Origin of the sequence: Enterobacter sp. CGMCC 5087, assembly GCF_003144775.1 — a bacterium.
GTDB classification, from domain to species: Bacteria; Pseudomonadota; Gammaproteobacteria; order Enterobacterales; family Enterobacteriaceae; genus Enterobacter; species Enterobacter cloacae_M.
This window is the reverse complement of the sequence record NZ_QFXN01000221.1, coordinates 1-19319: the sequence shown is the minus strand read 5'-3', so window position 1 is coordinate 19319 and position 19319 is coordinate 1. Positions and strand designations below refer to the sequence as shown.

21 protein-coding genes are annotated in these 19319 nt (G+C 57.6%); 12 read left to right on the top strand and 9 right to left on the bottom strand.

Going from position 1 to position 19319, the window contains the following annotated elements; genetic code table 11:
- Positions 1–16: 16 nt before the first annotated feature.
- Positions 17–739 (bottom strand): nitroreductase NfsA, encoded by a 723-nt coding sequence (gene nfsA / locus DEO48_RS18755; RefSeq protein ID WP_109845977.1) that lies wholly within the window; start codon positions 737–739, stop codon positions 17–19.
- A gap of 184 nt (positions 740–923) precedes the next feature.
- Between nfsA and DEO48_RS18750 the strand changes: the two genes are divergently transcribed.
- Positions 924–1193: a GrxA family glutaredoxin gene (locus tag DEO48_RS18750; protein ID WP_006809455.1), complete on the top strand. Its 270-nt coding sequence runs from the start codon at positions 924–926 to the stop codon at positions 1191–1193.
- A gap of 30 nt (positions 1194–1223) precedes the next feature.
- Here the strand turns inward: DEO48_RS18750 and DEO48_RS18745 are convergent, their stop codons facing one another.
- Positions 1224–1598 carry an inner membrane protein YbjM gene (locus tag DEO48_RS18745; protein WP_033145040.1) on the bottom strand — a complete coding sequence of 125 codons (375 nt, stop codon included), beginning with the start codon at positions 1596–1598 and terminating at the stop codon, positions 1224–1226.
- Between the two features lie 273 nt (positions 1599–1871).
- Here DEO48_RS18745 and DEO48_RS18740 point away from each other — a divergent pair, with 273 nt between their 5' ends.
- From DEO48_RS18740 to arsC, 4 genes are all read left to right on the top strand, one after another.
- Complete coding sequence (locus DEO48_RS18740) at positions 1872–3557, top strand: aspartate:alanine antiporter (protein ID WP_014169303.1); 1686 nt, start codon at positions 1872–1874, stop codon at positions 3555–3557.
- Between the two features lie 252 nt (positions 3558–3809).
- The gene (locus DEO48_RS18735) at positions 3810–4130 is read left to right on the top strand and encodes a metalloregulator ArsR/SmtB family transcription factor (RefSeq protein WP_109845976.1); all 321 of its coding nucleotides are present in this window, start codon (positions 3810–3812) and stop codon (positions 4128–4130) included.
- A gap of 40 nt (positions 4131–4170) precedes the next feature.
- On the top strand, positions 4171–5460 hold the full coding sequence (locus DEO48_RS18730) for an arsenic transporter (RefSeq protein WP_109845975.1): 1290 nt from the start codon (positions 4171–4173) through the stop codon (positions 5458–5460).
- Between the two features lie 12 nt (positions 5461–5472).
- Positions 5473–5904 carry a glutaredoxin-dependent arsenate reductase gene (gene arsC / locus DEO48_RS18725; RefSeq protein ID WP_109845974.1) on the top strand — a complete coding sequence of 144 codons (432 nt, stop codon included), beginning with the start codon at positions 5473–5475 and terminating at the stop codon, positions 5902–5904.
- A 21-nt stretch (positions 5905–5925) separates the two neighbouring features.
- Here the strand turns inward: arsC and DEO48_RS18720 are convergent, their stop codons facing one another.
- Positions 5926–6477, bottom strand: coding sequence for a TetR/AcrR family transcriptional regulator (locus DEO48_RS18720; RefSeq protein ID WP_109845973.1), 552 nt, complete (start codon positions 6475–6477; stop codon positions 5926–5928).
- A gap of 81 nt (positions 6478–6558) precedes the next feature.
- Here DEO48_RS18720 and DEO48_RS18715 point away from each other — a divergent pair, with 81 nt between their 5' ends.
- Both DEO48_RS18715 and DEO48_RS18710 read left to right on the top strand, forming a co-directional pair.
- On the top strand, positions 6559–7773 hold the full coding sequence (locus tag DEO48_RS18715; protein WP_109845972.1) for an MFS transporter: 1215 nt from the start codon (positions 6559–6561) through the stop codon (positions 7771–7773).
- A complete protein-coding gene (locus DEO48_RS18710; protein WP_109845971.1) occupies positions 7763–8575 on the top strand; it encodes a Cof-type HAD-IIB family hydrolase in 813 nt (270 codons plus the stop codon). Before DEO48_RS18715 ends, DEO48_RS18710 begins: the two co-directional genes overlap by 11 nt.
- Before the next feature lie 89 nt (positions 8576–8664).
- Here the strand turns inward: DEO48_RS18710 and DEO48_RS18705 are convergent, their stop codons facing one another.
- Positions 8665–9897, bottom strand: a complete 1233-nt coding sequence (locus DEO48_RS18705; RefSeq protein WP_109845970.1) for an MFS transporter — start codon at positions 9895–9897, stop codon at positions 8665–8667.
- Between the two features lie 168 nt (positions 9898–10065).
- On the opposite strand from DEO48_RS18705, the gene DEO48_RS18700 reads away from it, so the two are divergent.
- The 3 genes from DEO48_RS18700 (at position 10066) to deoR (ending at position 12236) form a co-directional block, all read left to right on the top strand.
- On the top strand, positions 10066–10794 hold the full coding sequence (locus DEO48_RS18700) for a phosphatase PAP2 family protein (RefSeq protein ID WP_109845969.1): 729 nt from the start codon (positions 10066–10068) through the stop codon (positions 10792–10794).
- 7 nt (positions 10795–10801) lie between these two features.
- Positions 10802–11410 (top strand): undecaprenyl-diphosphate phosphatase, encoded by a 609-nt coding sequence (gene ybjG / locus DEO48_RS18695; RefSeq protein WP_109845968.1) that lies wholly within the window; start codon positions 10802–10804, stop codon positions 11408–11410.
- 67 nt (positions 11411–11477) lie between these two features.
- On the top strand, positions 11478–12236 hold the full coding sequence (deoR, locus tag DEO48_RS18690; protein WP_008503427.1) for a DNA-binding transcriptional repressor DeoR: 759 nt from the start codon (positions 11478–11480) through the stop codon (positions 12234–12236).
- A gap of 66 nt (positions 12237–12302) precedes the next feature.
- Here deoR and dacC read toward each other — a convergent pair whose 3' ends face one another.
- Positions 12303–13508: a serine-type D-Ala-D-Ala carboxypeptidase gene (dacC, locus tag DEO48_RS18685; protein WP_023310917.1), complete on the bottom strand. Its 1206-nt coding sequence runs from the start codon at positions 13506–13508 to the stop codon at positions 12303–12305.
- A 240-nt stretch (positions 13509–13748) separates the two neighbouring features.
- Here dacC and DEO48_RS18680 point away from each other — a divergent pair, with 240 nt between their 5' ends.
- Positions 13749–14375 carry a glutathione S-transferase family protein gene (locus DEO48_RS18680; protein WP_047742382.1) on the top strand — a complete coding sequence of 209 codons (627 nt, stop codon included), beginning with the start codon at positions 13749–13751 and terminating at the stop codon, positions 14373–14375.
- On the opposite strand, the gene DEO48_RS18675 is transcribed toward DEO48_RS18680, so the two are convergent.
- Both DEO48_RS18675 and bssR read right to left on the bottom strand, forming a co-directional pair.
- The gene (locus DEO48_RS18675) at positions 14376–15494 is read right to left on the bottom strand and encodes a PQQ-dependent sugar dehydrogenase (RefSeq protein ID WP_109845967.1); all 1119 of its coding nucleotides are present in this window, start codon (positions 15492–15494) and stop codon (positions 14376–14378) included.
- A 106-nt stretch (positions 15495–15600) separates the two neighbouring features.
- The gene (gene bssR, locus DEO48_RS18670; protein ID WP_045355708.1) at positions 15601–15984 is read right to left on the bottom strand and encodes a biofilm formation regulator BssR; all 384 of its coding nucleotides are present in this window, start codon (positions 15982–15984) and stop codon (positions 15601–15603) included.
- Between the two features lie 216 nt (positions 15985–16200).
- Here bssR and rimO point away from each other — a divergent pair, with 216 nt between their 5' ends.
- Complete coding sequence (gene rimO / locus DEO48_RS18665) at positions 16201–17526, top strand: 30S ribosomal protein S12 methylthiotransferase RimO (protein WP_023310913.1); 1326 nt, start codon at positions 16201–16203, stop codon at positions 17524–17526.
- A 63-nt stretch (positions 17527–17589) separates the two neighbouring features.
- Here rimO and gsiD read toward each other — a convergent pair whose 3' ends face one another.
- Both gsiD and gsiC read right to left on the bottom strand, forming a co-directional pair.
- A complete protein-coding gene (gsiD, locus tag DEO48_RS18660; protein WP_109845966.1) occupies positions 17590–18501 on the bottom strand; it encodes a glutathione ABC transporter permease GsiD in 912 nt (303 codons plus the stop codon).
- Between the two features lies 1 nt (position 18502).
- On the bottom strand, positions 18503–19319 hold an 817-nt coding region (gene gsiC, locus DEO48_RS18655), incomplete at its 5' end, for a glutathione ABC transporter permease GsiC (RefSeq protein ID WP_109845965.1).

Below are 19319 nucleotides of genomic sequence, written 5' to 3'. Positions count from 1 at the left end.
GCGCAGGAGGAATGGACTATCGCGTCGCCCATCCCTGTTTGTGGAGGTAATCAAGAATAAACGGGCGATTTTCTTTAATGATGGTGCGACGAATATGGTCAGTCCAGGTATCGCGGCGGTTATTGCTGCCGCGCGTCAGGTAGTAGTTCGCCAGCTCTTCGTCATATTGATTCAGGACGTCCTGATCGACCGGCTGGTAGTGGTTTTCGTGCACCAGCATGGCGGCAGGAATGCGCGGCTTTAGATCCGGGTTATCCGCAGGCCAGCCGAGGCACAGGCCGAACAGCGGCAGGACGTGTTTTGGCAGCTTCAGCAGGTCGGTCACGCTTTGAATGTTGTTACGCAGGCCTCCGATGTAGACGCCGCCTAATCCCAGCGACTCCGCCGCAGTAAAGGCGTTTTGCGCCATCAGCGCGGTATCCACCACGCCCAACAGCAGCTGTTCGGCCAGCCCCAGTTCGGCCTCAGGGCAGATCTGCAGGTGGCGGTTAAAGTCGGCGCAGAACACCCAGAACTCCGCGGCCTGGGCCACATGCTTCTGCCCGCCGGTCAGCGTCACCAGCTGTTCACGCATGGCCGGGTCGGTGATGCGGATAATCGAGCTGCACTGCAGGAAGCTGGAGCTGGAGGTCGCCCTGGCGCTGTTAATAATCGCTTCGCGCTGCGCCTCGGTAATCGGCTCGTCGGTGAAGTGGCGGATGGAACGGTGGGATGTGAGCAGGTCTATGGTTGGCGTCATCTTGTCTCTCTTTGTCGTGCTTAAACCGTATGGCAGCCAGTATAGGCAATGATTTGCGCGGTGTAATTGGCGAAACATAGCCTTACTGTATCAAAGCGACAGGCGAAACCTTCTTTAATGGCGGCAGGTTATCGGGCACTATATGTCCTATTCGCCGTCAGGCTTGTTTTTTGAGGAGAGAGAAATGTTTGCAGTAATTTTTGGTCGTCCAGGGTGCCCTTACTGTGTGCGCGCGAAAGAGCTGGCTGAGAAACTGACTGAAGAGCGCGATGACTTCAACTTCCGCTACGTGGACATCCACGCGGAAGGCATCACCAAAGCGGATCTCGAAAAAACCGTCGGTAAGCCGGTTGAAACCGTACCGCAGATCTTCCTCGATCAGAAACACATCGGTGGTTGCACTGACTTTGAAGCTTACGCCAAAGAGCATCTGGGCCTGTTTGCCGCCCAGTAATACGAAGACGCCCTCACCCGGAGGGCGTTTTTATTTGTGGTGCCGTCGATGCTTAATCAGGCTGCACACAAACAAATAGCACAGCGCGCCGAGGGCGCACCAGAAGACGCCGCTCAGCAACCACGCCATCTCCTGCCAGAAACTTCGCGTTGACACATACAGCATGCGCATCAGCAGCAGACACAGCGGTGCCGCCAGCATTGCGCCAATAAGCGGCTTGACCACCTCCCCTTTACGGGAAAGAAAACTGGCAGCGGCTCCCGGCAGGGTGAAAAAGAGCAGCCCCAGCTCCGGATGTCCGGCTGCCCTGAATGCCCCTTTCACATTAAAAGCGAGCGACATGCACACGACGGTAAACAGCAAAAAACAGCTGATCACCCCCGCCCAGTTTCGTTTAATGTTCAAACTATCCTCCTGACTTATCTCTATCAAATACACCTTCGTCGGGTAGACGCCCAGTCAGATAAAGCAGTGCGGCAATCCTTGCCAAAGTACGCACAGGGTGATGCGATAATAGGTAGCTGTCAGTAGCTAATACGATTAAACTATCGGCCAGCTAATGTTTTAGGGAATAAATTAGGTAACAGGGAGGGTTGAACGCGTTCCCTGGCCCAGAAAACAGTAGCCCAAATAGTCCTTTCATTCAACAACTTACTGGTAAACAAGAAGTTAGCCTCCGTGAATATAAACGTCGCAGACTTGTTAAATGGGAATTACATCCTGTTATTATTTGTGGTACTGGCGCTGGGCCTTTGCCTGGGTAAATTGCGCCTGGGTTCAGTTCAACTTGGTAATTCCATTGGCGTTTTAGTCGTCTCCTTATTATTAGGTCAACAGCACTTCAGCATTAACACGGACGCGCTCAACTTAGGCTTTATGCTGTTTATTTTTTGTGTTGGCGTAGAAGCGGGACCGAACTTTTTTTCAATTTTCTTCCGCGACGGCAAAAATTATCTGATGCTGGCGCTGGTGATGGTCGGCAGCGCGCTGCTGATCGCGTTAGGGCTGGGTAAACTGTTTGGCTGGGATATCGGGTTAACGGCCGGTATGCTGGCAGGCTCTATGACCTCCACCCCCGTGCTGGTGGGTGCCGGTGATACCCTTCGCCATTCCGGCATGGCCGGCGCGCAGCTCTCTACCGCGCTCGACCACCTGAGCCTGGGCTATGCCCTGACCTATCTGATTGGTCTGGTGAGCCTGATTGTCGGCGCACGCTACCTGCCAAAACTGCAGCACCAGGATCTGCAGACCAGCGCCCAGCAAATCGCGCGCGAGCGCGGTCTCGATACCGATTCCAAACGTAAAGTCTATCTTCCGGTAATCCGCGCCTATCGCGTCGGGCCAGAGCTGGTGGCATGGGCTGACGGCAAAAACCTGCGCGAGCTGGGGATTTACCGCCAGACGGGCTGCTATATCGAACGTATCCGCCGCAACGGCATTCTGGCGAACCCGGACGGCGACGCGGTGCTGCAGATGGGCGACGACATCGCGCTGGTGGGCTACCCGGACGCCCACGCCCGTCTCGACCCGAGCTTCCGTAACGGCAAAGAGGTGTTTGACCGCGACCTGCTCGACATGCGTATCGTCACCGAAGAGATCGTGGTGAAAAACCATAACGCCGTGGGCCGCCGACTGGCCCAGCTGAAGCTGACCGACCACGGCTGCTTCCTCAACCGCGTGATCCGCAGCCAGATAGAGATGCCGATCGACGACAACGTCGTGCTCAACAAAGGCGACGTACTGCAGGTTAGCGGCGACGCGCGACGCGTGAAAACCGTTGCCGACCGCATCGGCTTTATCTCCATTCACAGCCAGGTCACCGACCTGCTGGCCTTCTGCGCCTTCTTTATCGTTGGCCTGATGATCGGGATGATCACCTTCCAGTTCAGCAACTTTAGCTTCGGCATCGGTAACGCCGCCGGGCTGCTGTTTGCCGGGATTATGCTGGGCTTCCTGCGAGCAAACCACCCGACCTTCGGCTACATTCCGCAGGGCGCGCTGAACATGGTGAAAGAGTTCGGTCTGATGGTCTTTATGGCGGGCGTCGGCTTAAGCGCGGGCAGCGGTATCGGCCACAGTCTGGGCGCCGTCGGCTGGCAGATGCTGGTTTCCGGACTTATCGTCAGCCTGGTGCCGGTGGTGATCTGCTTCCTGTTCGGCGCCTACGTGCTGCGCATGAACCGCGCCCTGCTCTTCGGGGCGATGATGGGGGCGCGTACCTGTGCGCCTGCTATGGAAATCATCAGCGATACCGCGCGCAGCAACATCCCGGCGCTGGGGTATGCGGGCACGTATGCTATCGCTAACGTGCTGCTGACACTGGCGGGTACGCTGATTATCATCATCTGGCCAGGACTCGGATAACTCCTAAGAATGCGCGTAGTGGAAAATATTTTTGTTACGCGCAGAACTTTTTTATCGGGGGGCAGTCATAACTAGTGCCACTGCTTTTCTTTGATGTCCCCAATTTGTGGAGCCCATCAACCCCGCCGTTTTGGTTCAAGGTTGATGGGTTTTTTGTTGCCTTAAATTCACCTTCCTCTATTCTTTTCTTCTCTCTTGCCACCAAAACACATATGATTAAACATATATAAAATCACACCTGCAGGAAATCCCATGCTCCACCCGCTCCAGCTCTTCAAAACCCTCTCCGACGAAACGCGGCTCGCCATCGTCATGCTGCTCCGCGAAGCGGGAGAACTGTGCGTCTGCGATCTCTGTGCCGCGACCACAGAATCGCAGCCGAAGGTCTCCCGCCACATGGCCCTGCTGCGCGAATCCGGGCTGGTTATCGATCGCCGTGAAGGGAAATGGGTCCATTACCGTCTATCTCCCAACATGCCTGCCTGGGCGGCAACCGTTATCGACAACAGCTGGAACTGCCTGCGGGAAGAGACGCGCATGAAGCTGAAAAACCGACTCTCGGGCTCGTGCTAGGCAAAACACATTCACAAAAACAGATATAATGGAGTAAGCGATGTTTCTGGCAGGGGCTATTTTTCTGTTTACGCTGGTACTGGTCATCTGGCAGCCCAAAGGGCTCAGTATCGGCTGGAGCGCGACTATCGGCGCCGTACTGGCGCTGGCCAGCGGCGTGATTCATATTAACGATATTCCGGTCGTGTGGAATATCGTCTGGAACGCCACGGCAACGTTCATCGCCGTCATCATCATCAGCCTGCTGCTGGATGAGTCCGGCTTTTTCGAGTGGGCGGCGCTGCACGTTGCCCGCTGGGGGAACGGTCGCGGGCGATTGCTGTTTACTTATATTGTGCTGCTGGGCGCAGCCGTGGCGGCGCTGTTTGCCAATGACGGTGCGGCGCTGATCCTGACGCCTATCGTTATCGCCATGCTGCTGGCGCTGGGGTTCAGCAAGCAGGCCACGCTGGCGTTTGTCATGGCGGCGGGCTTCATCGCCGATACCGCCAGCCTGCCGCTGATTGTCTCCAACCTGGTCAACATCGTGTCGGCAGACTTCTTTAAGCTGGGGTTCAGCGAATACGCCTCGGTGATGATCCCTGTTGATATCGCCGCCATTGCCGCAACGCTGATGATGCTGCATCTTTTCTTCCGTAAGGAAATTCCCCCGGAATATGACCTGGCGAAACTCCAAGAGCCCGCGCGGGCCATTCACGATCTCCCGACGTTCAGAACGGGCTGGATCGTCCTGCTGCTTCTGCTCGTGGGTTTCTTTGTGCTTGAACCTCTCGGCATTCCGGTCAGCGCCATCGCGACCGTCGGCGCGCTGATTTTATTCGCTGTCGCAAAGCGCGGACATGCGATAAACACCGGAAAAGTGCTGCGCGGCGCACCGTGGCAAATCGTCATCTTCTCGCTGGGGATGTATCTGGTGGTGTATGGCCTGCGCAATGCCGGGCTGACGGAATCTCTTTCAGGCGTACTGAATAGCCTGGCCGGACACGGACTGTGGGTCACCACGCTGGGAACCGGATTCATCACCGCGTTTCTCTCATCCATAATGAACAATATGCCCACGGTGCTGATTGGCGCGCTCTCCATCGAGGGCAGTACGGCGACAGGTTTGATCAAGGAAGCAATGATTTACGCCAACGTGATTGGCTGCGACCTGGGGCCGAAAATCACGCCTATCGGTAGCCTCGCCACCCTGCTCTGGCTCCACGTGCTGGCGCAGAAAAACATGACGATCACATGGGGCTACTATTTCCGGACGGGCATCGTTATGACGCTGCCCGTCCTGTTTGTGACGCTCGCCGCGCTAGCGCTACGTCTCTCTTTCACACTGTAATGAGCCACTGATATGAGCCACATCACCATTTATCACAACCCGGCCTGCGGCACCTCGCGCAACACGCTGGAGATGATCCGCAACAGCGGCACGGAGCCAGAAATTATCCTCTATCTGGAAACCCCGCCGTCGCGCGATGAGCTGACCGCCCTGATTGCCGATATGGGCATTTCGGTGCGGGACCTGCTGCGTAAAAACGTGGAGCCCTATGAACAGCTCGGCCTTGCCGAAGATAGCTTCAACGACGACCAGCTTATTGATTTTATGCTGCAACACCCGATCCTGATTAACCGTCCGATCGTGGTGACGCCGCTGGGCACCCGCCTCTGCCGACCGTCTGAAGTCGTCCTCGACATCCTGCCGGATGCACAGAAACGGGCGTTTACGAAAGAGGATGGCGAAGCCGTGGTGGATGCCAGCGGGAAAAAAATCGAACGCAGGTAAAACTGGCAGGGCGAGTGTTACCTAAAGGTTACCCTCGCCCGCAATTCTCCCCACCATCGCCCGGATCTCCTCCCGGGTTAACGGCGCCCGGTCGGTGACGTAGTGCAGCGTCATCCCTTCGATAAACGCGTCCAGCGCGCGGGTGGTAACCGGGTCGAACCACTGCTCCAGCGTGGTCTGGCTCATCTTCATCCAGTCCTGCATCACCGTTTTGAGCGCCGCGCTGCGGTGCATAAAGGCGTAGAGCTGATACATCAGCGCCATGTTGTGCGGCGTGGTCACCTGCGAGCTATGGATCAGCGTGGTGATGGATTCGCACGCCATTTCCGGCCCGGTGACGCCCGCAAAGAAATCCCGATACTGCTGCGACATCTGCCGGGTAAACCACGTGAAGGCCTCCTCCAGCAGCGGCTCCATGCCGTCGAAATAGTAGGTCATCGACCCCAGCGGCACGCCCGCGCAGGTGGCGATTTTACGGTGCGTGACGGCGTGAATGCCGTGCTCGGCGATGGTATCGAGCGTTGCCTGCAGGATCTTCTCCCGGCGATGCGGATCGTTCGGTGATCTGCTCATAAATTCCTCACGTGGTTTGTGTACAAATGTACACAAACTTGCTAGTGTTGTCGCTATTGTTGTACTTCTGGTGCTATCCCGATGACGCTGACCTCTCCCCGCAAAGCCCTGCAGCGACGCCTGTGGGCGCTGTTTATGTTCTTCTTTATTCCCGGCCTGCTGATGGCCTCCTGGGCCACGCGCACCCCCGCCATTCGCGATATTTTGTCCGTTTCTACCGCGGAGATGGGCATTGTGCTGTTCGGCCTGTCGATAGGCTCCATGAGCGGCATCCTCTGCTCCGCGTGGCTGGTAAAGCGCTTTGGTACGCGAGCGGTGATCCGCACCACCATGTGCTTTGCCGTGTTCGGGATGGGAATATTGAGCGTGGCGCTGTGGTTTGCTTCGCCAGTGCTGTTCGCCCTGGGCCTGACGGTATTTGGCGGCAGCTTCGGTTCGGCTGAAGTTGCTATCAACGTGGAAGGGGCGGCGGTCGAACATGAGATGAATAAAACCGTGCTGCCGATGATGCACGGTTTTTACAGCCTCGGCACGCTGGCCGGTGCGGGCGTGGGGATGGCGCTGACGGCCACTGGCGTAAGCGCGAATCTGCATATCCTGCTGGCGGCGCTGGTGTGCATCATTCCCATTCTGACCGGCATCCGGGCGATCCCGGACGGCACCGGTAAGAACTCCGCTGACGAACAGCACTCGGCCGAAAAAGGGCAGCCCTTCTACCGCGACTTCCAGCTGATGCTGATCGGCGTGGTGGTGCTGGCGATGGCGTTCGCGGAAGGTTCCGCCAACGACTGGCTGCCGCTGCTGATGGTGGACGGTCACGGCTTTAGCCCGACCTCCGGCTCGCTGATTTACGCCGGGTTTACGCTGGGGATGACCGTCGGGCGCTTCACCGGCGGCTGGTTTATCGACCGCTACAGTCGCGTGGCGGTGGTACGCGCCAGCGCCCTGCTGGGCGGCCTGGGTATCGCGATGATCATCTTTGTGGACGTGGACTGGATTGCCGGCGTTTCCGTGATCCTGTGGGGACTGGGCGCGTCGCTCGGCTTCCCGCTGACCATTTCAGCCGCCAGCGATACCGGCCCGGATGCGCCGACGCGCGTCAGCGTGGTGGCAACCACGGGCTATCTCGCCTTCCTGGTCGGGCCGCCGCTGCTCGGCTTCCTCGGCGAGCACTACGGGCTGCGCAGCGCCATGCTGGTGGTGTTAGGGTTAGTCATCATCGCGGCGCTGGTGGCGCGCGCGGTGGCAAAGCCGGAAACGAATCAAACGACACTGGAGAAGGGATATGAGCGTTAAACTGATCGCCGTCGACATGGATGGTACTTTTCTGAGCGATGCCAAGACCTATAATCGGCCGCGCTTTCTGGCGCAGTATGCCCGCATGAAGGCGCAAGGCATTCGGTTTGTGGTCGCCAGCGGCAACCAGTACTACCAGCTGATCTCCTTTTTCCCGGAGATTGCGCATGAAATTGCCTTCGTCGCCGAAAACGGCGGCTGGGTCGTGAGCGAAGGTGAAGACATCTTTAACGGCGAACTGTCGAAAGCCCATTTCGAGACCGTAGCGAACGTGCTAAACGAGGTTCCGGGCATTGAGATCATCGCCTGCGGGAAAAGCAGCGCGTACACGCTGAAATGCTATGACGAGGGCTTTAAGGATATCGCGGCGAAGTATTACCACCGCCTCGAAATGGTCAGCAATTTCGACAACCTGAACGATATTTTCTTCAAGTTCGGGCTTAACGTATCTGATGATGAAATTCCGCGGATTCAGGCGCTGCTGCATGAAAAGCTGAGCGACATCATGGTGCCTGTCACCACCGGTCACGGCAGTATCGACCTGATTATCCCCGGCGTGCATAAAGCCAACGGCCTGCGGATCCTGCAAAAGCGCTGGGGCATTGACGACAGCGAAGTGGTGGCTTTCGGCGACAGCGGCAACGACGTGGAGATGCTGCGTCAGTCCGGGTTCAGCTTTGCGATGGCGAATGCCAGACCGCATATTAAAGCGGCCGCGCGTTTTGAAGCGCCGCATAATAATGATGAAGGCGTTTTAAACGTGATTGAGAAGGTGTTGAACGGAGAGGCGCCGTTTAATTGACCGGTGCGGTCTGGTACCCTCACCCTGGCCCTCTCCCACAGGGAGAGGGGACTTGTTCCGTGCTCGCCAGCAGGGAGAGGGAATAAGAATTAAGGCTGCAGGGCGTTGCCGACGCGTTTGTCTTTCAGGAACACCACCATCAGGCCAACCCACAGCGCGCCGTTGGCGAGGTTAAACAGGCTGAACAGCCCGTTGCCGCCCATCGCGTAGGCATGCTTGCTCACTTCAATACCGACGGTAAAAATCAGCATCTGCAGCATTCCCATTGCCGCTGAGACCGTGCCTTTACTCATCTCGCTGGCAAACAGCGTCAGGCGCACCAGCCCGGCGTTGGCCACGCCAATCCCGAAGGCATAGAGGCTGAGCCCCGCCGTCATCCACAGGTAGGCGTGGGATGACGCGACGGTCGCCACCGCAGCCAGAATCAGCCCTGCCGCAATCGGCCAGCCGCCCATGATAATCAGGGAACGCACGGTGCGTCGTGACGTCAAACGTGCCAGCACCAGGTTCCCGATAATCAGCGCGCCAAAGATCGGCACCTGCAGCAGGCCATACTCGTAGCTGCTGAGCTTTTCACCGCTGATGATAATGACCGGCGACTGCGCGATCCACGCCAGCAGCGGCAGGCTAACGAACCCGGTCGCCAGCGCGCCCGCCACAAAGCGGCCGTTCTTCAGCACCTCTTTGTAATCCCGACCCAGCTCTTTCAGCGAGAGTTTCTCACCGATGCGGGTGGCCGTTTCCGGCATCGCCCGGTGCAGGCCAAAGAACGCGAAGGCGGCGAGAACCGCAAAGAGCACAAACATCCCTTCCCACGGCGCAACGTGCACCCACGCGGCACCCACCAGCGGCCCGAGTAAGGGGGCGATCAGCGCGACGTTCGCCATCAGCGCGGTAATCTTGATACACACCGCCTCCTCAAACGACTCCTGAATGGCGGCATACCCCACGGCGCCGATAAAGCACAGGCTCACCCCCTGCAGGAAGCGCAGCAGGGTAAATTGTTCAATGTTTTGCGCCAGCAGCGTGGCGAGACAGGTGATGATAAACCACACCACGCCCGTCAGCATCACCGGACGACGGCCAATACGATCCGACAGCGGCCCTAACAGCCACTGCAAAAACATGCCGCCGGCCAGATAGGCGGTCATGGAGGTCGGCACCCACTCAATACCCGCGTTGTACTGCGCCACAACGGCCAGCATACCGGGCTGGATCATATCGTTGCCGATATAGGTAGAGAATTCGTAGAGCACCAGACACAGGGGGAAAAGCAACGCCTGACGACCCAGACGTGAACCAGAAGAAGAACGGTTTAACATGCAATCTCTTTATAATGACAAAATCGCGACGAGTTTAATGAAATGCCGCAGCCCGAGATAGTGATTTATCGAGGATAAACAGAAATAAAGCACATATCGTCTTCGTTTAAGGTTTCCTTAAGTTGACGCTTTTATGATAGCCCGATTACTCGTCAACGATCCCAAATTATGGCACTCACCTCCAGCCGTTCAGAATTGTCTAACTTACAGACAAATAAGACAAAACGACTTTACCGCTTACCGACCCGCTTTTATGGTTATCAGCTTTTCGTACTGATCGCCCTTGCCGTGGTGTTTACGTGGCTATCGCGCAGTGAAGCGCTCGACAGATGGATCACCTCCTTTTGGTATGACGCGGCAACGCAGAGCTTTCCGCTGCAGAAGGACCACCTGCTGGATCTGCTGAACCACCGCCTGGCGAAGTACATCGCCATCGGCTTAGGTGCCGTAGCGCTGTTTTACGGCGCCTGGAAGCGCAACGCAAGGCTGGTCACGGCGGCGCTGCTGATGGGCGTTGGTGCGCTGGTGGTAGGCGTGCTGAAAAGCGTGAGCCATCACAGCTGCCCGTGGGATCTGGTGGAATATGGCGGTAAGGCTGTGTCTTATCCCCTTTTCAGCGCCGTCCCTGCCGACAGCGGTCCGGGGCGCTGTTTCCCCGGCGGTCACGCCTCCAGCGGCTTTATGGTGATGGGGCTGTTTTTTGCCTTCTGGCGCGAGCGTCCGCGTCTCGCCTGGTGCTTCGTCGCGCTGGGCGTGGTGTTAGGTCTGGCGATGGGCTACGGCCAGGTCATGCGCGGGGCGCATTTTTTCTCTCACAACCTGTGGGCCGGGTGGTGGGTCTGGTTTTCCCAGGTGGTTGTCTACGGACTCATTTCCACCCGGTTTGCTAAAGAGTGATAACGCTATGTTAGAGAATCTGAATTATCAGCTGTTTTATCTGATCAACGCCACGCCAGCCTCGCCTGAGTGGACGATCGATTTTGCCACCTTTCTGGCAAAAGATTTGATCAGTATCGTGCCTGCACTGGCTGCGATTCTCTGGCTGTGGGGTCCCCGCAGCCAGGTGAAGGCGCAGCGCCAGCTGGTGATTAAAGTCGCGATGGCGCTCGGGGTAAGCGTCCTGGTCAGCTACATTCTCGGCCATGCGTTCCCGCACGATCGTCCTTTTGTCGATCACGTCGGCTATACCTTCCTGCACCACGCGCCGGATGACTCGTTCCCGAGCGATCACGGAACGGTGATCTTTACCTTCGCGCTGGCTTTCCTGTTCTGGCATCGCCTGTGGTCCGGCGCGGTCCTGATGGTGGCGGCCCTGGCAATCGCCTGGTCTCGCGTTTACCTGGGCGTTCACTGGCCGCTGGATATGGTGGGCGGTTTCCTGGTCGGGATGATTGGCTGCGTGAGCGCGGCTATCCTGTGGAGCCTCTTCGGTGAAGCGCTCTACCGCACGCTGTCTTCGCTCTATCGCGCCATTTTCGCTATCCCGATCCGCAAAGGCTGGATACGTGACTAACCCCAACCTGACAGGTTACACTTGAACCCCCGCCCTGCGGGGGTTCACTTTTTTATCCCGAGGAACTATGGAAACACGTCGCGATGACCGCATTGCTCAGCTGCTACAGGCGCTGAAGCGCAGTGATAAGCTGCATCTTAAGGAAGCCGCCAACCTCCTCGGCGTCTCAGAGATGACCATTCGTCGGGATCTGAACAGCGAAAGCGCGCCCGTCGTGCTGCTGGGCGGGTATATTGTGCTTGAGCCGCGTAGCGCCAGCCATTATCTGATCAGCGACCAGAAGACGCGCCTGGTGGAAGAGAAGCGTAAGGCCGCCCGGCTTGCGGCCTCACTGGTACAGCCGCACCAGACGCTGTTTTTTGACTGCGGAACCACCACGCCGTGGATTATCGAAGCTATCGACAGCAGCATCCCTTTTACCGCCGTGTGCTACTCCCTGAACACCTTTCTGGCGCTGCAGGAGAAACCCGAGTGCCGGGTGATCCTCTGCGGCGGCGAGTTTCACGCCAGCAACGCCATCTTTAAGCCGCTCAACCTGCAGGATACGCTCAGCAATCTCTGCCCGGATATCGCGTTTTATTCCGCCGCGGGCGTCAACGTGCGTCAGGGCGCGACCTGCTTTAACCTGGAAGAGCTGCCGGTGAAGCACTGGGCATTAAGCGCCGCGCAGTACCATGTTCTGGTGGTCGATCACAGCAAGTTTGGCAAGGTCCGTTCGGCAAGAATGGGCGAGCTGGCGCAGTTCGACGCCATCGTCAGCGACTGCCGCCCGGACGACGAGATTGTGGCCCACGCGAAGGCGCAGCAGGTGAAGTTGATGTATTAAGAGGGTGCGGTCTGATGCCCGCACCCCAGCCCTCTCCCACAGGGAGAGGGAGAAAACCCATCAGGTTTAGCTGAACCAGCTGCCAAACCACCCGTGGAATTTCATCATCACGAAATCCCACATCCGGCTGAAGAAGCCGCCTTCTTCCACCGCTTCCATCACAATCAGCGGACGCTGTTCAATCGACTTCCCGTTTAGCTGGAAATCAATCGTCCCGACCACCTGGCCTTTTTTCAGTGGCGCGGTGAGCTGCGGGTCGGTCAGGGTGTAGCTGGCCTTCAGGTTTTTTAGCTGACCGCGCGGAATGGTCACCGAGCCGCCTTCACCCGCCCCGAGATTGACTTCACTCTTGTCACCAAACCAGACGCGCTGGCTGACGAACGTGGCATCCGGTTTAATCGGCGTCACGGTTTCATAGAAGCGGAAGCCCCAGGTCAGCAGTTTTTCTGACTCATTAAAGCGAATACGGTCGGTTTTGGTGCCCAGCACCACCGAAATCAGACGCATGTCGCCCTGGGTCGCGGAGGCCACCAGGTTATAGCCCGCGCCCGCCGTGGTGCCGGTTTTCATTCCGTCCACGTTAACGTTGCTGCTCCACAGCAGGCGGTTGCGGTTCGGCTGGCGGATTTTATTGAAGGTAAACTCTTTCTCTTTATGGATGGCGTATTCATCCGGCACGTCGTGGATCAGCGCTTTCCCCAGCAGCGCCATGTCGCGCGCGGTACTGAACTGTCCCGGTGCATCCAGACCGTGAACCGTTTTGAACGTGGTGTTGGTTAAGCCCAATTTCTGCGCGTAGCCATTCATCAGGCCAATGAAAGAATCCTGGCTGCCGGCAACGTAGTCGGCCAGCGCGATGCACGCATCATTTCCCGACTGAATAATTACCCCTTTGTTCAGATCGGAAACGGAGACCTGATCCCCCGGCTTCAGGAACATCACCGAAGAGCCCCGCAGCGCCGGGTTACCGGTCGCCCAGGCATCTTTCCCGATGGTGACCATATCGTCCAGCTTGATCTTGCCCGCTTTCAACGCCTGGCCGACCACATAGCTGGTCATGATTTTGGTCAGGCTTGCCGGATCGAGTTTCTCATCCGCATTCCCTTCCGCCAGCACTTTACCGCTGGAGTAGTCCATCAGGATCCAGGCGCGCGCATCCACAGGCGGCGCTTCGGGAGCAGCCTGTTCAGCTGCGTAGAGCGTTGGTGCAAACAGGAAAAGGAGCGCAGAGCCTGTCGCAAGGCTGCGCAGAGAAGTCATTTTACGCGTCATAAATGCCACCCGAGTGTCCATTCAAAAATTACGTCACATCACCGTGTCGCAAGAAGCGATGAGTAATAGCGCACTAAAACGGTTAAAGAAACCCAACGAGGGTAAAGTTATTAAAGTTTATGCAATAACATTCAGATACGCTTTGATTCAGACGATTTTTTTGTCTTCTGTTGCGTAATTGTTAGGTTTATCTCACCATGGCGAAAGCTGACCCGGATTCACATCTCATCAGGAGTAAATATGATTACGCTTTGGGGCAGGAACAACTCGACCAACGTTAAGAAAGTGCTCTGGACGCTCGAGGAGCTGGATTTACCGTTCAATCAAATCATGGCCGGCATGTCGTTCGGCGTGAATAAAGAGGCCGACTATCTGGCCATGAACCCGAACGGCCTGGTGCCGCTGCTGCGCGATGATGAAACCGACGCGACGCTTTGGGAATCTAACACCATTGTGCGTTACCTCGCCGCCCAGTATGGTCAAGGGCGTCTGTGGGTAGAAAACCCGGCGCAGCGCGCCCAGGGTGAAAAGTGGATGGACTGGGCGAACCAGACGCTATCCCCGACCCACCGCGTGATCCTGATGGGACTTATCCGCACGCCGGAAGCCGAACGCGATTATCCCGCGATTCACGCCGCGCAGGATGCCTGCGAAAATCTTTTCGCGATGATGGATGACGAGCTGGCGAAGCACGCCTGGTTCTCCGGCGAGGCGTTCGGCGTGGGCGATATCGCCGTGGCGCCGTTCGTCTGGAACCTGACCAATATGGGCCTGAAGTGGACGCCGCGCCCTCACCTTGAGCGCTGGCTAAAACAGCTGAGCGATCGCCCGGCGTACCGCAACGTGGTAATGATCCCGGTCACCTGATTACGCACCGGACGGGCTGACTTTTAACAGCTGCCCGTCCGTCTCGTCGGTCAGCACATATAAATAGCCGTCCGGCCCCACCCGCACATCGCGAATACGTTTATCCCGGTCGCCCAGAATTCGCCCGTCCTCCGTTACCTTATTGCCCTCCACGCTCAGCACGATAACGTCCTTTTCCTTCAGCGCGCCGATAAACAGCTTGTTTTTCCACTGCGGGAAAACGTCGCTGTTGTAAAACGCCATACCGCTCACGGCAGGTGACACTTTCCAGACGAACAGCGGTTTTTCGGTTCCCTCAACGTGCTCGCCTTTGGCTTCCGGAATTTTCAGACCGCTGTAGTTAATGCCATGCGTCGCCAGCGGCCAGCCGTAGTTCTTTCCTTTCTCCGGGATGTTGATCTCATCCCCGCCGCGCGGGCCGTGCTCGTTCAGCCACAGCGCGTCGCTCCAGGGATTCATCGCCATCCCCTGCGGGTTGCGAATGCCGTAAGACCAGATTTCGGGTCGCGCGCCGGGGGTATTCACAAACGGGTTATCCGGCGGCACTTTTCCGTCTTCGGTGAGGCGCACCACTTTACCCTGCAATTTATCCAGATCCTGCGCCGTCGGACGCTGGTTGTTCTCGCCGAGTCCGATAAAGAGCGAGCCTTTGCCGTCGAATACCAGCCGCCCACCAAAATGGTTCCCGGTGGAGAGTTTCGGCATCTGGCGGAACACCACCTGGAAGGCTTCAATGCGCGTAAAATCATCGCTTAACCGGCCATAGCCCACCGCCGTTCCGGCTTTGCCGTCACTTCCTGCTTCGGCGAAGCTCAGCCAGACGCGGCGCGACTTCTCAAAGTCCGGCGCCAGCACCACATCCAGCAATCCTCCCTGACCGTTTGCCCAGACCTTCGGCACGCCGACAATCGGATCGGACAGCCCTTTTCCGGCCTGCCAGCGTTTGAGCTGACCGCCCTTCAGGGTCACCAGCAGGCCTTTATTGTCCGGCAGAAACGCCAGAGACCAGGGATGATCGAGTTTGTTTTGCAGCACCTCGACCTTGACCGCCTCTGGGGCAGCAAGAAGCGAAAACGGAATGAACAACGCAGGCAGGGAAATTAGCGAGGATCGAGGCATAACGCGCTCCTTTATCGGCATATGGCATAAAGGTTAGCCACTGCATCCGGGCGCGTTACCACTTTTACAAAAGCTTAATCAGAAGGGGGAGTTGCCTCCCCCTGGGTCAGTGCTGTTCAAGCTTCTCGTGCTCGTTCAGGCACATGATGCATAGAGAGAGCGTGGTCAGGCAGTTCTCAAGCTTCTCCGCGTTAACAGCGATAAAATTAGGGCAGTCGTGGCGTCCGTTCATCAAACATACCCCAGCGATAGAAAGCACCTCAGCGGCGCGGCGCAGGGCGATCAGCTCACTTTCGCCGTATTTCGCCTTCAGGGTCGGTGCTTTTTCACGCATGAAATTGCAAAGTTCAAACAGGTTATCACGCAGATGTTCGCTTTCGCTGACTGACATATACCCTTTTGCCTTCCTCAACTGCAGGTACGCGGCCAGGTCGATTCGGGCGTTGATCAGCTTGGTAAGCAGATCGCGTTTAAGTCTGTCAACGGTCATGCTCTTTCCTCCTCTGTCAGCCATTGTGCATAGTCAGGATAAGTTCATTTTTTGTACAGTTTAATGCCTGGGATCAATTTTTATTAACTGATTAACATTATTTACAATGTTACAACGTCTGCCCGGCGCATCCGCCTTGCAAAGAGTGTATAAATCCCCCGCGATACGCTGTAAAATCCCGCCCTGATAACTCCATAATTGATGAATTTTTAACCTATGAGCAATGTTACGCACCAGCCGAAAATCGGCTTCGTCTCCCTGGGCTGCCCGAAAAACCTCGTGGATTCCGAACGCATCCTGACCGAACTGCGCACCGAGGGCTATGACGTGGTGCCAAGCTACGACAACGCCGATATGGTGATCGTGAACACCTGCGGCTTTATCGACAGCGCGGTTCAGGAGTCACTGGAAGCCATCGGTGAAGCCCTGACGGAAAACGGCAAAGTGATTGTTACCGGCTGTCTGGGCGCGAAAGAAGACCAGATCCGCGAAGTGCACCCGAAGGTGCTGGAGATCACCGGCCCGCACAGCTACGAGCAGGTGCTGGAACATGTTCATCACTACGTGCCAAAACCAAAGCACAACCCGTTCCTGAGCCTGGTGCCAGAGCAGGGCGTGAAGCTGACGCCGCGCCACTACGCGTACCTGAAAATTTCCGAAGGCTGCAACCATCGCTGCACTTTCTGCATCATCCCGTCCATGCGTGGCGATCTGGTAAGCCGTCCGATTGGCGAAGTGCTGGCGGAAGCTAAACGTCTGGCCGACGCGGGCGTGAAGGAGCTGCTGGTCATCTCCCAGGACACCTCGGCTTACGGCGTGGACGTTAAACACCGCTCCGGTTTCCACAACGGCGAGCCGGTGAAAACCAGCATGGTCGGCCTGTGCGAGCAGCTGTCTAAACTCGGTATCTGGACGCGTCTGCACTACGTCTATCCGTACCCGCACGTTGACGACGTGATCCCGCTGATGGCGGAAGGCAAAATTCTGCCGTACCTGGATATCCCGCTGCAGCACGCCAGCCCGCGTATCCTGAAGCTGATGAAGCGTCCTGGCTCCGTTGATCGCCAGCTGGCGCGCATCAAGCAGTGGCGTGAAATCTGCCCGGATCTGACCCTGCGCTCCACCTTCATCGTCGGCTTCCCGGGTGAAACCGAAGAAGACTTCCAGATGCTGCTCGACTTCCTGAAAGAAGCGCGTCTGGACCGCGTAGGCTGCTTCAAGTACAGCCCGGTAGAAGGCGCAACCGCCAATGAGCTGGCGGACCAGGTGCCGGAAGAAGTCAAAGAAGAGCGCTGGAACCGCTTCATGCAGCTGCAGCAGCAGATCTCTGCCGAGCGTCTGCAGGAAAAAGTGGGCCGCGAGATCATGGTCATCGTTGACGAAGTGGACGAAGAAGGCGCGATTGGCCGCAGCATGGCGGACGCCCCTGAAATCGACGGCGCGGTGTACCTGAACGGCGAAACCAACGTTAAGCCGGGTGATATTATTCGCGTGAAGGTTGAAAACGCCGACGAATATGACCTGTGGGGTAGCCGGGTTTAATCACCCCACTCCGCTTTTGTAGGCCGGGTAAGGCGTAGCCGCCACCCGGCACATTTCACTGCCCTACCCCTTAATCCTCGGATCCAGCGCGTCGCGCAGCCCGTCACCCAGCAGGTTAAACGCCAGCACGGTCAGGAAAATCGCCAGACTCGGGAAGATCGCCACGTGCGGCGCAATCACCATATCCGCCCTCGCCTCGTTCAGCATCGCGCCCCACTCCGGGGTCGGAGGCTGCGCCCCTAGCCCCAGAAACGACAGGCTGGCCGCCGAGATAATCGACACGCCGATACGCATGGTGAAATAGACCACGATGGACGATACCGTACCCGGCAAAATATGGCTGAACAGGATCGTGGCGTCGCTGGCCCCCATGCTGCGGGCGGATTCGATAAACGTCTGCTGTTTCAGCACCAGCGTGTTCCCGCGCACCAGGCGCGCGAACGCCGGAATCGAAAAGACCGCGACCGCAATGATGACGTTCGCCATGCCGTTGCCCATGATCGCCACCACGGCAATCGCCAGCAGAATGCCGGGAAAAGCAAACAGCACGTCGCAGATGCGCATGATGATGCGGTCCCACCAGCCTTCGTAATACCCGGCAACGAGACCCAGTACGGTACCGATGGCCGCGCCGATCAGCACCGCGAACACCCCGGCGGCAAGCGAGATCTGCGCCCCGACCAGCACGCGGCTAAAGATATCGCGCCCGAGTGAGTCAACGCCGAACCAGTGCAGCATCGACGGTCCGTCGTTCAGACGGTCGTAGTCAAAATAGTTTTCCGCATCAAACGGCGCCACCCACTGCGCAATCACCGCCACCGCAATCAGCAGCAGCACAAACAGCCCCGCGGTCATCGCGACCGGCTGACGGCGAAAACGCCGCCAGAATTCAGACCACGGGGTGCGGACGTGGTCCGGTTTTAGCCCCGGCATCGCGTTTAAAACGGCCTGACGTCGCCAGTTCAACAATCGCATCTTACTTGTACCTGATGGCCGGGTTAATGGCGGCGTAGAGCACGTCCACCACTAAGTTGATAAGAATAAACTCCAGCGAGAAAAGCAGAACTTCCGCCTGAATCACCGGGTAGTCGCGCATCTCGACGGAGTCGACCAGCAGGCGTCCCAGTCCCGGCCAGTTGAAGACCTTTTCCACGACGATCGAGCCGCCGAGCAGGAAGCCAAACTGGAGCCCCATCATCGTCACCACCGGGATCATCGCATTGCGAAACCCGTGCTTGAGAATGACCCACTTCTCGCTGACCCCTTTCGCCCGCGCGGTGCGAATATAATCTTCGCTCAGCACGTCAACGAACGAGGCGCGGGTAAAGCGGGCCATTACCGCCGAAACGGCAGCCCCCAGCGTCATGGAAGGCAGGATATAGTGCTTCCAGGTATCGGCCCCGACGGTCGGCAGCCAGCCCAGTTCGACGGAGAAGATCTGCATCAGCAGCATCCCCAGCGCGAACGCCGGGAAGGAGATGCCGGTCACCGCCAGCGCCATGCCGAGCTTGTCCGGCCAGCGGTTGCGCCAGACGGCCGCGATAATCCCGGCACCAAGCCCAAACACGACCGCCCAGCTCATGCTGGCTATCGTTAACCAGAACGTCGGCATAAAGCGGCTGGCAATCTCCTCCGACACCGGACGGCGCGACACCATCGAGATACCAAAATCGCCCTGCAGAACATTGCAAATGTAATGGATGAACTGCATATACAGCGGCTGGTCGAGGCCAAGCTGCTTACGCACCAGGTCAATGACGGTAGCATCCGCTTCAGGCCCGGCAACCAGACGC